Source organism: Aromatoleum toluvorans, assembly GCF_012910905.1.
GTDB lineage: Bacteria > Pseudomonadota > Gammaproteobacteria > Burkholderiales > Rhodocyclaceae > Aromatoleum > Aromatoleum toluvorans.
Genome location: NZ_WTVN01000015.1, coordinates 41,952 through 56,442, shown reverse-complemented (window position 1 = coordinate 56,442; position 14,491 = coordinate 41,952). Strand labels below are relative to the sequence as shown.

Below are 14,491 nucleotides of genomic sequence, written 5' to 3'. Positions count from 1 at the left end.
CTTTTCAATCCTTCAGATAGTCGAACAATCAGGCCTTTCCAGACTGGGGCAGTTCAGCGACCAGTCTTAGTGACACGGAAAGCTCGTCGAGCTGGAAATGCGGGCGGATGAACGAGACCGCACGGTATACACCGGGACGTCCGGGCACCTCGCCCACTTCGATCGATGCTTCCCGCAGCGGAAACTGCGCCTTGGTTTCCTGCGATGCCGTATCGTCGGCCGTGACGTACTGATCGATCCAGCGCTGCAGGTACATCTCGACATTGGCGGCACTGGCAAAGCTGCCGATCTTGTCGCGCATCATCGCTTTCATGTAGTGGGCGATTCGGCACACTGCAAAGATGTACTGGAGCTGCGCCGACAACGAGGCGTTCGCGTTCGCCGCATCGGTGTCATAGCGACGGGCTTTCTGCGTCGATTGCGCGCCGAAGAACGCCGCATAGTCGGTGTTCTTGCAATGGACCATCGGAATGAAGCCCAGATCGCTGAGCTCCTTTTCGCGCCGGTCGGTGATGGCAATCTCGGTCGGGCATTTCAATGCCACCTCGCCCTCGCCAGTGCGGAAGGTGTGCGTCGGCAGGTCCTCGACCAGGCCTCCGCCCTCGACGCCGCGGATCGCGGCGCACCAGCCGTGGTTCTCGAACGCGTTGGTCAGTCGGGCACCGAAGGCGAACGCGGCGTTGCACCAAAGGTATTTCGAATGATCGGCACCATCGACCTCCTCCACGAAATTGAATCCCTCCGTGGTGATCCCGTCGATCGGGTTATAAGGCAGGCGCCCGAGGAAACGCGGCAGGGTCAGCCCCACGTATCGGGCATCCTCGGAGTCGCGATAGGATTTCCACTTGGCGTATTCGACCGTATCGAACACCTTCGAGAGGTCTCTCGGCCGGCTCAACTCGACGTAGGATTCGAGGCCGAACAGCTCGGGCGACGCCGCAGTGATGAACGGAGCGTGTGCAGCCGCGGCGACATGGGACATCTGCTCGAGCAGATAGAGGTCTTCCGGCTGGCGCGTCATTTCGAACTGGCCGAGCAGGACACCGAAGGGGGAACCACCGAAGGTGCCGAACTCCTCTTCGTAGACCTTCCTGAAAAGCGCGCTCTGATCGAACTCGATCGCCGTCTTGAAATCCTTGACGAGATCGCGTTTCGTCGCGTTCAGCAACTTGATCTTCAGTTGAGGGCCTGTCGCGGACTGGCGGCAGAGATAGTGCAGGCCGGTCCACGCACTCTCCAGCGCCTGGAACTCGGCCGCGTGCATCACTTCGCTGAGTTGCGCCGAGATCAGACGATCGAGCTCCGCCAGACGTGCGTCGAGAGACGCGGACAGATTTTCGGACACGACGACTTCGCCATCGAGAACCTGCCTGGCCAACTCACCGATGATGTCGCGCGCGTGGTGTCGTTCCGATTCAGAGCGGGCGACGCGACTCTCTTCGATGATGCGATCGAGGAGAGGAGCCTCGGAACCCGCAGCAAAGACATCGACCGCCCCGGAGTGCATCGTGGTCATCGCTCCTCCCCCGATTCTGCGGCGTTGCCGCATGCGCCGATGGCGCGCAGCTTCTCCGTGCTCGTCAACACATCGCTGAGGAGATCATCAAGTTTCTCGTTGCCTGCCAACTTGTTTCGAAGTTCCGCAAGCTTGGCGCGCGCTTCCATCAGCTTGCGCAGGGGCTCGAGCTGCCGGACGACGGATTCGGGACGAAAATCCTCGAAAGCGCTGAAAGTCAGATCGACGGCGAACTCACCCCCCTCGCCTGAAAGCCTGTTCCTGACCTGAAACGACGCGCGCGGCGCGACCGCAGCGATCACGTCATCGAAGTTGTCGGTATCGACGCCGACGAACTTGCGGTCACGCAGCTTCGCCTGCCCTGTTTCGCTCTGGCCGGCGAAATCGCCGAGCACGCCGACAACGAAAGGCAGCTCCTTCTGTTCGACGGCGTCACCTTTCTCCACGTCATAGGTCAATTGCACGCGCGGTGGCCTGACCTTCTGCAGACGCTTCTGAACGCTTTCCTTCCTGGACACGGTTTCCTCCTGGCGAGGCGCCGCCAAATCAAGCGGCGCCCCGGTGGGCACTCTTATCGAAGACCGCTGAATGGACCAGCACCGCCGGGGGCGCCGGGCGTGGCCGGCTCGGCAGCACTCACGGCCGGCGTGACCTTCTTTACGCGCGCCTTCGGCCTGGCCTTCTGCTTCTGGTTCTGGTTCTTTTCCCGCTCCTCGGCCAACCGCCGTGCCTCGAGTTCTTCACGCGTGGGCGGCGGAATGAGCACCGACTCGCCCAGCGATTCGCGCATCACCTTGGCCAGGGCAACGGCGTCGCCGCGCGCCGAGCCGGTCATTTCGGTATCGGTACGCAGGTCAGCGAGCGACTCGGTTGCCACACGCAGGCCGCTTACGGCGCGGACGCTCTTTGCCACACGGTCCGCCGGATCGCGTTGCAACACCTCACCGGCCGCGACGATCGCTTCGCCGTACTTGCCACCGTCAAACTGGATCTTCGCGATGCGTACCCACGGATCCTTTGCTGCGGGGTTGAGATCCGCCGCCTTCGACAGAAGGCCGACTGCCTCATCCCGCTTGCTCTCCGAGAGCAGCTGATCGACCTGCAGGGTCGTCGTCTGCAAGTACTGCGAAAACTCGTCCTGCGACATCTTCTGCGGCGCGGACGCACATCCGGTGACCAGCAAGACCATCGCCAGAGCGCCCGTCGTTCGTAGATTTCCGATTGCCATCACTACCCCTGAAAACGTTCCAATGTCATTTACATCATTGCACAACGCAGTCCGGCATAGTACATTCGCATCGAAACACAACGCAATCCTTTGGCATTATTTTTTATGCTTTTGTCACGCACTGGACCTTTCACTGAAACAACGGCGGGGCGACTGGCGCGCTTCGGGAGCGCCGCCCTTATCCTGTCGCTCGCCGCGAGCGGGGCGGGTTGCGCATCTGCATCCGCACTTCGGATTGCAGGGACGGTGGCAGGGGTGGCCATGGAAGCGGCCGGACTGCGCAAGACGGAGGATCGTCCCGATCCGGATGCGCCGCGTCCGCTTGCCATGACCTTGTCGACGGGCCCGGCGACCAACGCCACGGCTAGCGGCGCCCCCCTGGCACTGGTCGTGCGCATTTACCAGTTGCGCAGCGACACCGCGTTCGCGCGCCTGACATACGGGCAGGCCAGCGATCCGGACGCCGAACGCGATGCGCTGCAGAACGATCTCGTGGCCGTTCGCGAAATGACGCTCCTCCCCAGCCGAACCTACCGGTTCGAGGAGCAGGTACCGGGGCGCGTCAAGGTCATCGGTGTCGTCGCGCAATTTCACAAACCGGCGGCGAACCGATGGAAGCTGGCATTCGACCGCGACGCATCGCAGAAGACCGGCATCGCCATCGGGTTCCACACCTGCGCGATGACGGCGGGAACCGGTGAGCTTTCCAGTCCCGCAATGGCCGCATCTTCCCGCGCGCTCTCGGGCGTGCGCTGCATCTGACCCAGGAAACCCGAACACCGTGACACCCAACAAGATCCTGTGGGGCGAAGGACTGTTTCTTCGTCCCCAGCACTTCCAGCAGCAGGATGCCCGCCACGAGGCATGCGTCCGTAAGGCCATGCTCGCGGCGGAGCCGTTTGCATGGGGCTTGCGCGCGCTTGAATTCGACCACGACGCACTCGCGAGCGGGACCTTGCGCGTCGACCGTCTCGACGTGGTACTGCCTGACGGCGAAATCTACTGCGCTCCGGGCGAGGACCGTCCCCCGTCTCCCCTCGCGCTAGACCAGTTCGACTGGGAAGGCGGTCCGATCGAGTTCCACCTCGCGCTGCACCATCTGCGGGATTTCGGACGCAACTACGACGCGGGCGAAGGCGGCACCACGAACAGCCGCTACGTGCTCGACACGCACCAGGTGCCCGATCTGTTTACCGACGCACTGGAGGCGGAAATCAGTGTCCTGCGCAAGCAGTCGCGTCTGATCGCGAGCACACAGGCGTCCGATCAGTACCTGACGATCCCGCTCCTGCGCATCCGCCGGACCCCTACCAACGGGTACGAATTCGATCCATCCTTCATCGCCCCGAGCCTGCGCGTCGATGGCGCACCGGCCTTGTGCCTGATGTTGCGGCGACTACTCGACGCGCTCCAGGCGAAAGTCGATGCGCTGTATGGATTCCATCGCGAACCGACGAAGAACGTCATCGAATTCCGTTCCGGGGACGTCGCGTCGTTCTGGCTCCTGCACACCGCGAGCAGCGCGTTCGCAGCGCTCGCCCACATCCAGCGAAATCCGTCACTCCACCCCGAACGTCTCTTTCAGGAACTGTTGCGCCTTGCCGGCGGACTGATGACGTTCTCGAAATCCCACACGCTCGCGGAACTGCCCACGTACGATCACCGACGCCCCGCTTCGTGCTTCGAGAAGATCGACGACATCCTGCGCAGTCTGCTCGAAGCCGTGATCTCGACACGTTATTTCGCGATTGCGCTGGTCGAGCAGAAGCCGTCGTTTCATCTGGGCAGGATCGATTCGGACAAGATCTCGCACGACTCGCGATTCTTCATGGCCGTGTCGGCGGCACTTCCCCTGTCGGAGATCATCGAATCGGTCCCCGCCCGCTTCAAGGCGGGAGCGCCCGACGACGTCGAAAAGCTCGTGCTTTCGGCCATGGGCGGGGTATCCCTCACGCACTGCGCACAGGTGCCACCCGCGATACCCGTGCGTCCCGGAGCCTGCTATTTCAGCCTCGACCCGCACGGCCCCCTGTACGAGCGCATGGTCAAGGCGCGCAGCATCACGATCTATGCCCCGGCCGGGTATCCCGACCTCAAACTCGAACTGATCGCCGTCACTTCATGAACGCCAATCCGTCGATATTCGCCGCGCCCACGGGACAAGTGACTTCCACGCCCCGAACCACTCTTGCGGATCTGCTGTACGAAGGGTTCTACATGGTGTTCCTGCTGCGGAACTCGAAGACGCCGCGCGACGCGCGCGAGTTTTCCGACTGCGTGACCGGTTTTCTCGCGGATTTCGAACGCCAGGCGAAGCGGCACGATTTCACGCCCGAAGATATCTTCGACGCCAAATATGCGTTCTGCGCAACCGTCGACGAGGCGATCCTGGCATCACGGCTTTCGATCCGCGATGACTGGGAGCGCCGTCCGCTGCAGCTGAGCCTGTTTGGCGACCAGCTCGCCGGCGAATATTTCTTCGACAAGCTCGGCGTCGCCCGCGACGCGGGATCCCGCCGGATACAGGCGCTGGAAGTGTTCCACATGTGCCTGCTGCTCGGGTTTCGCGGCAAGTATCTGCTCGAAGGGCCGGAGCGACTGGCCTACCTGACCGCACAGGTCGGCGAGCAGATCGCTCACATCAAGGGCCGCAAGGCGGGCTTCGCGCCCCACGGCGCCCGCCCCGACAGCATCTCGCATGAACTGCGACGCAGCCTGCCCGCATGGGTGACCGTCGCCATGGTTGCGCTGAGCGCGCTCGGCGCCTTCACCGGCATCCGCAGCCATCTGGAATACACCACGCGGGAAGCCCTTGCGCCCTATCACGACATCATCAAGGTCGCCGCCAGACGTCCCCACATCACCATCACGCTGCCCTGACCGCAGATGCGATCCGCAGAACTCGATTCCCTGCTGTCGCAGCGTGCGCGCCTGATCGAAATCCGATCCCCGGTCGCGACGGCGTTGCTCGTCGAACGAATGGCGGGACGCGAAGCGGTCAACGAGCTGTTCCGTTTCGACGTCGATTGCATCGCGACCAATGCGCATATCCCCCTTCCGGACGTGCTGGGCAGGGAGTTCGCACTGCGCCTGCGTCTGGCGGACGGCGGCATGCGGACCTGGCATGGCTACTGTACGCACGCAGCCCCGCTCGGCAGCGACGGCGGCCTGGCACGTTACCGACTGACGCTGGAGCCCTGGATCGCCCTGCTCGCCCAGGGGCGGCGCAGCCGCATCTTTCAGGACCTTGACCTGCGCGGAATATGCGACGCCGTGTTTGCCGGCTACACGACTCACGCCAACTGGCGTTTCCAGGTCACCCAGACGCTGCGCAAGCGCAGCCTCTGCATTCAGCACCGCGAAAGCGATCTCGATTTCCTGCTGCGCCTGCTCGCCGAAGAAGGAATCTCCTTCCGGTTTGAACATGAGCAGGCGCCCGAGACCGGCGAGGCGGCGGACCGCTCCCGGCACGCGGTCATCTTCTTCGATCGCCACGCCGAACGCACCCGATCACTTCAGGAGCGCATCCGGTATCACCGCGCCGACGCTACCGAGGCCGCCGACACCATCCAGACGCTCGCGGACGCCTACCGTATCGGCACGAACGCCGTAAGCCGGAGCGCATGGGATTATCGGACCCTCGCCGCGACCGGTGCCCATGCCCGCAGTGCAGTCAACCACGACGACCCGCCCCGTCTGGAGGATTACGACGGAAGTGGCGCGTACCGCTTCGAATCCGATGAATCGGCTGCGCAGCGGGTGGATCTCGCCCTCTCCGGGCACGAAAGCCGCTATCGGCGCCTGTGCGGCGAAGGCACGGTGCGCATGATGACTGCGGGGACACGATTCGTCCTGGAAGGCCACGCCGCGTTCAGCGGCGAGCACGCGGAGTTTGCCGTCCTCAGCGTCGATCATCGCGCCACCAACAACCTGGGCAGCGGCGCCACGAAGCTCCTGCCCATCCACGACATCGAGCCCGGCAGCTATCGCAACGACTTCGTGATTCAGCCTGCCGCAGCACCCATCCTGCCTGCACCGCGCCGGAAGCCGCTGGCGCATGCCGAGACCGCGGTGGTCGTCGGCGAGGCATCTGCCGCACTGACGTCCGACCGCGATCACCGGATCAAGGTGCAGTTTCACTGGCAACGTGGCGAAAGGCCGAACGATGGCGGGCTCGCGGCGACAACCCCGGAAACAGGTGGCGAAAACGCGCCGGGAGACGAGCGCAGCGGCACCTGGGTGCGCGTTGCCGAATGGCTTTCGGGCCCAGACTGGGGGAGTCACTTCCTGCCGCGAACGGGCACTGAAGTGTTGGTGGATTTCGTCGAAGGTGACATCGATCGCCCCCTCGTGGTCGGTCAACTCTACAACGGGGGCGACCTTCCCCCCTTCAGCGCCGGCGACGCAAGCACGGCCAACCACCCCGGCGTGATCTCGGGCTGGACGAGCGACACGCACGGGGGCGATACGGGCCTCAATCAATGGCTCGCGGACGACGCACCCGGCCAGTTGCGCACGAGACTCGCCAGCAGTTACGCCGCATCACAGCTTTCACTCGGCCACCTCGTCGAGCATGACCCACGAAGCGCGGTGCGTGGCCCCTGGCGCGGGACGGGGCTCGAATTGCGCACCGACGGCTGGATGGCGATCCGCGCTGGCGAGGGCATCTTGATCTCGGCCGCCGCCCGCCCCAACGCGGCCTCGACACAGATGGACGTCGCCGATGCGGTCAGCCAACTGCGGGCGGCGGAACACACCGCACAGGCGTTGTCCGCTGCCGCCGCAGCGCAGTCCGCCCGGCCACTCACCGCCAACGCCGGGCAGAGCGCCTTCATCGACGCAATCGACGTTTCTCGCGCAGGCCGCTTCGAAGGAAGCGTCGGCGGGCAGGAGCCCCGGAAAGCCCGGCCCGGCAGCCGCGACCCGGACGCCCCCACCGAGCGGTTCTCGCACCCGTACATTCTCACCGAGGGTCCGGACGACATCGGTCTTTCCACCCCCGCAGCGGCCCTGCTATTCGCGGGAGGTCAGTTGCACGCCACCACGCAGCAGGACTTTCACGTCGCCGCGACACATGCCTTCAGCGCCACGATCGGCGAGGGGGCAAGCTGGTTCAGCCACTCGGGCGGCATCAGGAGCATTGCCGCGGCCGGCAGCCAGACCGTGCAGGCACACACCGACGCGATGGAAATCCTCGCCGACCAGTCGGTGGCGGTGACCAGTTCGAACGACGAGATCCACATCTCCGCCAAGGACCGCATCGTGCTGCAGGCGGGCCAGTCCTCGGTAACGCTGCAGGGCGGCGACATTACCTTCGCCTGCCCGGGGACGTTTTCGGTGAAGGGGGCGGGGCATGCGTTCGAGGGGCCGGCAAAGGGTTTTGCCAACCTCCCGCCATTGCCATCCGGTCACGCCGAGATGGAGAACTGGATTGAGATCAGCCACTTCGACGCCGAGGGAGAACCCTTTGTTGGCCAAGGATACAAGATCGTCTTCGATGGCGATCAGGTCATCGAAGGAAAACTCGACGGAAATGGTTTCGCCCGTCACGACGCCGTTCCAGGAAACGCCCTGCGCGTCGAGTACGAACAACGTACGCCGCTTGCAGAAAAGCCTTGGGCCGCGCTCCGGGATGTGATCGCTGCAGCCAAGAGCAGGATGGGCTGAAGACAAGCATGTGGGAAGAACTCGAAAACGCGCTCGCGTGGTATGCCGCTGCGCCCAGCCGCTGGGTGCAAAGCTCCAGGCAGGAGCTTGCTGCAGCAGCCGAGTGGATCTGGGTGGTCATCCAGGGCGATTTCGCCGAAGACCAGAGCGCCGCGCAAATCGCCACCGGAACGGTGATCTCGATGGTCCCGTTCGTGGATCAGCTCTGCGACATTCGCGACGTGGTTGCGAATTGCAAGAAAATCAGCGAAGACGACGACAACGCGCTGCACTGGTTTGCACTCGCCATCACCCTCGTCGGCCTCGTCCCGGTTCTGGGCTCCCTCGCCAAGGGATGCCTGAAGATCCTCCTCAACGGGGCGCGCAAGGCCGTCGTCACGCATACAGTGAAGGCGCTCAACGGCAGCGTCTGGCTCGCGACCCGCCCGTTCGTCGAAGCGAGCATCGTCAAGCTCAACCAGCATCTTGCCAGCCCGCCGGTGCGCAAGACCTTGGCCGCGCTCAAGATCGACAACGTCTACAAGCATCTTGCGACGAAGACACGCGAACTGAAGGCGGCGGCCAGCGCCAACGCGCTCGTGAAGGCCTTCGATTCCGTGATCGGCCCGCTCAAACAACTCGCCGAACTGATGGATCGCTGGGGCTCGGCGGCCATGAAGACACAGGTCGGCCAACTGCTCGCCAAGGTACAGGTCGTGCGCGACAAGGCGCACAGGAAACTGGGCGAAGTGGTGCAACCCTTGCAGGACATGCTCGAACGCATCGCCCGGCGCCTCGATGTCGAAGCCGACATGACATACCGCGCTAGCACCAATGCGCACAATCCGCATGCTTATCGGCGGCCCGGGCTGGAAGCGGAGATCGCTGCGCTCAGGGCCGATCCGCCGTCGTGGGTGAAGGTGCGACGGAGGGCGCCGAAGAAAGCCAAAAAGACGTGCCCAGCCATCCCTGAGGGCTATCCGGACATTACCGATATAAGCGCGAGCCGACCACTTAGGAAGAGTTTCAGGACATTCCACATCCTTGAACCGGCGGAAATTCCACCCGGCACGGTACTCTACCGGGTAATCGATCCGAACTCCGCCGACAACAGTATCTGCTGGATGCGCAAGGAGGAATTCGATCTGCTCAAGAGCAAAACCGACTGGCGCGACCGCTTCGCTGTCTGGGCGAACTGGAACGGCAACGGGGAAGTCGTCACCTACACCGTGCCACCAGGCAAACCTCTGAAAGTGTGGGAAGGTGAAACCGCGTCGCAGGTGCTCAAAGACCGCGCGGGTAATCCTGTCAAGGCAGACGACAAAGGGAATTATTTCTGGACGGCGGGTGGCGGCAAGCAGATCGTGCTTGACCCGGCCAACCTCGACACGGCCCACCTTGGCAGGCGCCAACCCACCAACTGGGGCTACAGCAATTTCGGTGGTGAACATGTGGACCTGGTGGGCGTGCCGACGCTCACCAACAACTGGCACAAGGGCAAATAGGCATGGCCACTCCCCTGATCCCGCAGGAAATCTACCTGCTCGAACGCTACAGCAGCGCGGACTACTTTAAGAAGCTGCGCGACGCCTTCGCCGATACGGTGCAGGCCGCCGAGGATGCGCTGGCCGAAGTCATGCGCACCCTGCCGCCGGACTACCGCAGCCGCCCGCGCTGGCAACAGCCCGACATCACCTGGGGCGACGTCGTGCTGCCGAACTTCCGCGACACGCTCCAGATGGTGGAAGAGGCCTATCGCGACCTGCTGCACGGCGACCCGTCTGCCATCGAGATCGCGGGCAACGTTAATACCACCTTCGCGGGCCAAATCCGGGACTATCCTTGCGACTGGATGCCGGAACCTTACGCGACGCGATTCGATGAAGCCGGAGTTTTGGCCAGCCGCTATGCGAGCAACATCGAATTTACCGCATTTGTCGGTTGGAACAGTAGTGACCTTTCCACCCGCTACGACGCAGATAGTCGCGGCCCGCTGGATGCCCCGCCGACTTGGCCGATCTACCGACTCAATCCTGCGATCCGCGTCGCGACCGACGAACCGGTCAAGGTCACTGGCATCTATCTGCCCGACGCCGATGACAGTTGCGCCCAGTTCTTCTACGCCGGCCCTCATGCAACGTCCGCCTCGGTCGGCTACGACCCCAAGACCACGCAGAACATCGACGAGGTCGACACCGTGTGGACGCTGGTCGAGCGCGTGGCGGACAGCGGCGGGGGCGTGCCCGGTGACGAAGCATCGATCGACGCGGGCGAGTGCCGTCGCCCCAACGTCCCCGCCGGCCAGCCCTGCCCCGAGGCCGGCTGGTGGTTCACGCCGGCCAAGGCCGACAGCCGGCGCTACTTCAGGCAGGACGAGATCATGCCTACGCTCGGCGGCGATTATGGTGACACCTTCTGGCAGTGGTCACCGGATCAATCCGCGCCCCGGCTCTGATCGCATGCGCGACGCTTTTGCTGGCGAGCACCGCCGCCCTCCTCTTGAACCGCTCGCCTTATCGGAGGCGGTCCGGTACCTCACAGGCTGCGCGGGACTGTGGGCTCGAATCACTTACCGAGTTCAACGGGGGTCACTGTGACGCCCACCTTCAGGGTATGCTCGCCGCCACCCTGGATCACCCCGCGGATGGGCGAGACGTCGCCGAAATCGCGCCCCCAGGCGAGAACCAGATGGTTTTCGTCGGCCAGGCAATCGTTTGTCGGATCGAGTTCGATCCAGCCGAGTTCGGGGACGAACAGGGCGACCCAGGCGTGTGAGGCGTCGGAGCCTGTCAGCCTTGGCTGACCGGGCGGGGGGTCGGTGCGCAGGTAGCCGGAGACGTAGCGCGCGGCGAGGCCGAGCGAGCGCAGGCAGCCGATCATCAGGTGGGCGAAGTCCTGGCAGACACCGCGCTTCATTTCCAGCACTTCGAGGACGGAGGTACCGACCCGGGTGGCTTCGGGATCGTAGCGGAACTCGGTGTGGATGCGGCGCATGAGGTCGCGGGCGGCGTCGATTACCGGGCGGCCGGCGACGAACGAAGGGGCGGCGTAGTCTTCGAGTTCGCGTTTGACGCGCACGCCGGGTGATTCGAAGCGCATGTGCTGAGCACCCGCGATCGCCTCCCCGAGCGCGGTCGCGCGATAGTCGAGGGCGTCGCGCACCTTCTCCCAGGCAGGACCGTCGATCGGCGTGGCGAGCCACGGGCGTGGAGCGAGCGTGAGCGTCTGCTCGCTTTCGACGTGCAGGTGGTCGTGCGAGGCCGCGAATTCGATGCGGTCAGCCGGGTTGCCGAACATGTCGATGCCGTGCGCACGCGTCGTCGGTTCGGGGTCGATGCGCAGTGCCTGGCGCTCGAGCATTTGCCAGGGCACGGGGCGCGGAACGAGGTGCAGGAGATGCCGCGCGGTCTGCACCGGCTGCGAATAGTGGTACTCGGTGGTGTGCAGGACGTGGTAGCGCATGTTCAGGCGGAGAGGATGCGCGCGGCGGGGCGGACGTGGGTGAAGAAGCGCTCGGCGATGCGGTTGGACAGGGTGGCCGAGCCGTCGTGGACGATGTGCAGGATTCGTGCGAGCTCGCTGCACCCGGCGCAGTTGGCGCAGCGCTGCATCGCCGCCGTCCCGTCCGGCAGCGCGAGTTCCAGCTCGTGCAGGGAAAACGCGTTCAGCGTGCCAACGGCATCGCGGAAAGCGGAGATGCCGTAGTCGGCCTCCCCCTCTGCCGCCCCGGATGCGGCGAGGTCGCGCTGCAGCGATTCGAGATAGCGCAGCAGCATGTCGGTCTGGAAGGCGACGGCGTGCGGATTGTCGGTGTCGAATACGACGAGGTCGAGCGTCGGCAGGACGTCGGGAGTGCGGAGATAGCGCTGGCGATAGGCTTCGGCGCAGTCGGCCAGTTCCAGCAGCGCATCGACGCCGGCCGGCTGGCCGCCGCAGGCTTCGAGGAAATGCGCGACGATGCGGCTGCGGCACTGCAGGCGCTCGATGCGGCGACCGAGGATCAGGAAGCGCCAGCCGCTGTCGCGCATCATCTCGTCCATCGCGAAGCCCGACAGCGAGACGCACGCGAGCAGGACGCGGTCCAGCGTCGACAGCAGCGTCGCGATGTCGGACGGCGCGCCGCCGTCGAGGCGCTGCCGGCGCAGGATGTCGTGCAGGCGGTTGAGGGAGTGCCAGTGGTCGATGGACAGACGATCGCGCACCTGGGTGGCGGCCCAGACGGCGCGGCGCAGGGTGGCGGCCAGGCTGCCGGGGGCGTTTTCGTCGAGCGCCCCTTCGACGAGGCGACGTGCCACGGACCGGTCTTCCTCGGGCGGCAGCAGGCCGAAGCGTTCGCAGTAGCCGACGGCGGTGGCGAGGACACCGGGTTCGTCGAAGAGGTCACCCGCTGCTGCACCGAGCGCCGTAGCGCCGGACCGAGCCGCAGCGGACGCCGACTCGCCTTCCTCGTTCAGGCGGTCGCACGCGAAGCGCAGCAGGCGGGCGCTGTTTTCGACGCGTTCGCCGTAGCGGCCGAGCCAGAACAGGTTCTCGGCGCTACGGCTGGCGATCTCGGGGCCGGCACGCACGATGTCGCCGGCACCGAGTGCGCCCTTGAGCAGGCTGAACTGGCTGACCGGCGCTTCGGACAGGACCCAGGTGTCCTTCGATGAGCCGCCGCGCTGCATCGACAGGATGTCCACGTCGCCGCTGCCCGAGACGCGCGTGAGTCCGCCGGGCATCACGCGCCAGCCTTCGGGCGTGACGACCGCATAGACGCGCACCCCGATGGCGCGTGCAACGAGGCGGCGCTCGAGCGTGGAGCTGCCTGCGTAGGGCATCGCCGGCGCCTGCGACAGCTGCACCAGTTCCTGGCCGATGTAGGCGTGCGGGCGATGGCGCAGGCGTTCGGTCCAGTGCGCACGCCCGCGGGCGTCGAGGTCGCGCCCGAACACCGGTTGCATGCGCTGCGAGGGATAGGCGGGCTTGATGACGAGTTCGGCGAGATGTTCGACGACGTAGTCGAGCGCCGGCGCTTCGCCGCACCACCAGCTGGCGACGGCCGGCATCGCGAGCGGTTCGCCGAGGAGGCGTTCGGCGAGCTTGGGCAGGAAGGCGAGCAGGCCCGCGGATTCCAGCACGCCGCTGCCCAGCGCGTTGGCGACCAGCACGCGGCCGGCGCGCGCCGCCTCGACGAGGCCCGGCACGCCGAGGGAGGATTCGCCGCGCAGTTCGAGCGGATCGGCGTAGTCGTCGTCGAGCCGGCGCAGGATCACATGCACGCGCCGGAGTCCGCCCAGCGTCTTGAGATACACGGCGTCGCCGCGCACGGTGAGGTCCTGGCCTTCGACCAGCGGGAAGCCGAGGTAGCGGGCGAGGTAGGAGTGTTCGAAGTAGGTCTCGTTGTAGGGGCCGGGCGTGAGCAGCACGATGAAGGGGGCCTCGCCGCGGTCGACGGGGGCCCAGCGCGCGAGGCTGTCCTGCACGTGGCGGAAGAAGTCCGCGAGGTGATGCACGCGCAGGTCGCGGAAAAGCTCCGGAAACAGCCGCGAGACGATCAGCCGGTTTTCGAGCGCGTAGCCGGCGCCCGAGGGCCCCTGCGTGCGGTCGGCGATCACCCACCAGCGGCCGTCCGGCGAGCGTGCGAGGTCGGCGGCATAGACGTGCAGGAAATGGCCGGACGGCGGTTGCGTGCCCTGGCAGGGCCACAGGAAGCCGTTGTGGCCGTACACCAGCGCGGCGGGCAGCGCGCCGCTGCGGATCAGGTGCTGCGGCCCGTAGAGGTCGGCGAGCACCCGGTCGAGGAGATCGGCGCGCTGCGCGACGGCGGCCTCGATGTGCGTCCATTCGTCGGCCGGCAGGATGAAGGGCAGCGGATCGAGCGTCCACGGCCGGTCGGCCCCGTGGGGATCGGCATAGACGTTGTAGGTGGTGCCGTTCTCGCGGATGCGCTCGGTGACGAAAGCCTGGCGCGCGCGCATCTGGTCGGGCGTCGAAGCGTCGAGGGCCTCGAACAGCGATCGCCAGTGCGGCCGCAATTGCTCCGCGCCCGCCAGCATTTCATCGTAGCGGCCGGTCGGGCGGACGTAGAGGGAGAGCAGCTTGTGCGGCATCGCGGAAGG

General features: G+C 65.3%; 11 protein-coding genes. 6 read left to right on the top strand and 5 right to left on the bottom strand.

Annotated features, from left to right (window positions below; genetic code table 11):
• Window positions 1–28: 28 nt before the first annotated feature.
• The 3 genes from tssC to GPA22_RS11365 are packed head-to-tail and all read right to left on the bottom strand — an operon-like array spanning window position 29 to window position 2,744.
• Window positions 29–1,516 carry a type VI secretion system contractile sheath large subunit gene (tssC, locus tag GPA22_RS11375; RefSeq protein ID WP_169256185.1) on the bottom strand — a complete coding sequence of 496 codons (1,488 nt, stop codon included), beginning with the start codon at window positions 1,514–1,516 and terminating at the stop codon, window positions 29–31.
• Window positions 1,513–2,034 (bottom strand): type VI secretion system contractile sheath small subunit, encoded by a 522-nt coding sequence (tssB, locus tag GPA22_RS11370; RefSeq protein WP_169256184.1) that lies wholly within the window; start codon window positions 2,032–2,034, stop codon window positions 1,513–1,515. Before tssB ends, tssC begins: the two co-directional genes overlap by 4 nt.
• Window positions 2,035–2,087: 53 nt before the next feature.
• Complete coding sequence (locus tag GPA22_RS11365; protein WP_169256183.1) at window positions 2,088–2,744, bottom strand: tetratricopeptide repeat protein; 657 nt, start codon at window positions 2,742–2,744, stop codon at window positions 2,088–2,090.
• A 105-nt stretch (window positions 2,745–2,849) separates the two neighbouring features.
• On the opposite strand from GPA22_RS11365, the gene tssJ reads away from it, so the two are divergent.
• The 6 genes from tssJ to GPA22_RS11335 are packed head-to-tail and all read left to right on the top strand — an operon-like array spanning window position 2,850 to window position 10,845.
• Window positions 2,850–3,506: a type VI secretion system lipoprotein TssJ gene (tssJ, locus tag GPA22_RS11360; RefSeq protein ID WP_246264272.1), complete on the top strand. Its 657-nt coding sequence runs from the start codon at window positions 2,850–2,852 to the stop codon at window positions 3,504–3,506.
• A 19-nt stretch (window positions 3,507–3,525) separates the two neighbouring features.
• A complete protein-coding gene (tssK, locus tag GPA22_RS11355; protein WP_169256181.1) occupies window positions 3,526–4,869 on the top strand; it encodes a type VI secretion system baseplate subunit TssK in 1,344 nt (447 codons plus the stop codon).
• Window positions 4,866–5,624 (top strand): DotU family type IV/VI secretion system protein, encoded by a 759-nt coding sequence (locus GPA22_RS11350; protein WP_169256180.1) that lies wholly within the window; start codon window positions 4,866–4,868, stop codon window positions 5,622–5,624. The genes tssK and GPA22_RS11350 overlap by 4 nt, the downstream gene beginning before the upstream one ends.
• Before the next feature lie 6 nt (window positions 5,625–5,630).
• Entirely contained in the window at window positions 5,631–8,411 is a 2,781-nt protein-coding gene (locus GPA22_RS11345) for a type VI secretion system Vgr family protein (RefSeq protein WP_246264266.1), read from the top strand.
• An 8-nt stretch (window positions 8,412–8,419) separates the two neighbouring features.
• Window positions 8,420–9,895 carry a hypothetical protein gene (locus GPA22_RS11340; protein WP_169256179.1) on the top strand — a complete coding sequence of 492 codons (1,476 nt, stop codon included), beginning with the start codon at window positions 8,420–8,422 and terminating at the stop codon, window positions 9,893–9,895.
• 2 nt (window positions 9,896–9,897) lie between these two features.
• The gene (locus GPA22_RS11335) at window positions 9,898–10,845 is read left to right on the top strand and encodes a hypothetical protein (protein WP_169256178.1); all 948 of its coding nucleotides are present in this window, start codon (window positions 9,898–9,900) and stop codon (window positions 10,843–10,845) included.
• Between the two features lie 110 nt (window positions 10,846–10,955).
• Here GPA22_RS11335 and GPA22_RS11330 read toward each other — a convergent pair whose 3' ends face one another.
• The gene (locus tag GPA22_RS11330; protein ID WP_211169074.1) at window positions 10,956–11,852 is read right to left on the bottom strand and encodes a transglutaminase family protein; all 897 of its coding nucleotides are present in this window, start codon (window positions 11,850–11,852) and stop codon (window positions 10,956–10,958) included.
• 2 nt (window positions 11,853–11,854) lie between these two features.
• A complete protein-coding gene (locus GPA22_RS11325; protein WP_169256177.1) occupies window positions 11,855–14,482 on the bottom strand; it encodes a circularly permuted type 2 ATP-grasp protein in 2,628 nt (875 codons plus the stop codon).
• Window positions 14,483–14,491 lie beyond the last annotated feature (9 nt).

What these genes read in the sequence shown, in the direction of transcription:
- tssC (WP_169256185.1), bottom strand. Translation starts at nt 1,516, where the DNA reads ATGACCACGATGCACTCCGGGGCGGTCGATGTCTTTGCTGCGGGTTCC.
- GPA22_RS11365 (WP_169256183.1), bottom strand. Translation starts at nt 2,744, where the DNA reads ATGGCAATCGGAAATCTACGAACGACGGGCGCTCTGGCGATGGTCTTG.
- tssJ (WP_246264272.1), top strand. Translation starts at nt 2,850, where the DNA reads ATGCTTTTGTCACGCACTGGACCTTTCACTGAAACAACGGCGGGGCGA.
- GPA22_RS11350 (WP_169256180.1), top strand. Translation starts at nt 4,866, where the DNA reads ATGAACGCCAATCCGTCGATATTCGCCGCGCCCACGGGACAAGTGACT.
- GPA22_RS11345 (WP_246264266.1), top strand. Translation starts at nt 5,631, where the DNA reads ATGCGATCCGCAGAACTCGATTCCCTGCTGTCGCAGCGTGCGCGCCTG.
- GPA22_RS11340 (WP_169256179.1), top strand. Translation starts at nt 8,420, where the DNA reads ATGTGGGAAGAACTCGAAAACGCGCTCGCGTGGTATGCCGCTGCGCCC.
- GPA22_RS11335 (WP_169256178.1), top strand. Translation starts at nt 9,898, where the DNA reads ATGGCCACTCCCCTGATCCCGCAGGAAATCTACCTGCTCGAACGCTAC.
- GPA22_RS11330 (WP_211169074.1), bottom strand. Translation starts at nt 11,852, where the DNA reads ATGCGCTACCACGTCCTGCACACCACCGAGTACCACTATTCGCAGCCG.
- GPA22_RS11325 (WP_169256177.1), bottom strand. Translation starts at nt 14,482, where the DNA reads ATGCCGCACAAGCTGCTCTCCCTCTACGTCCGCCCGACCGGCCGCTAC.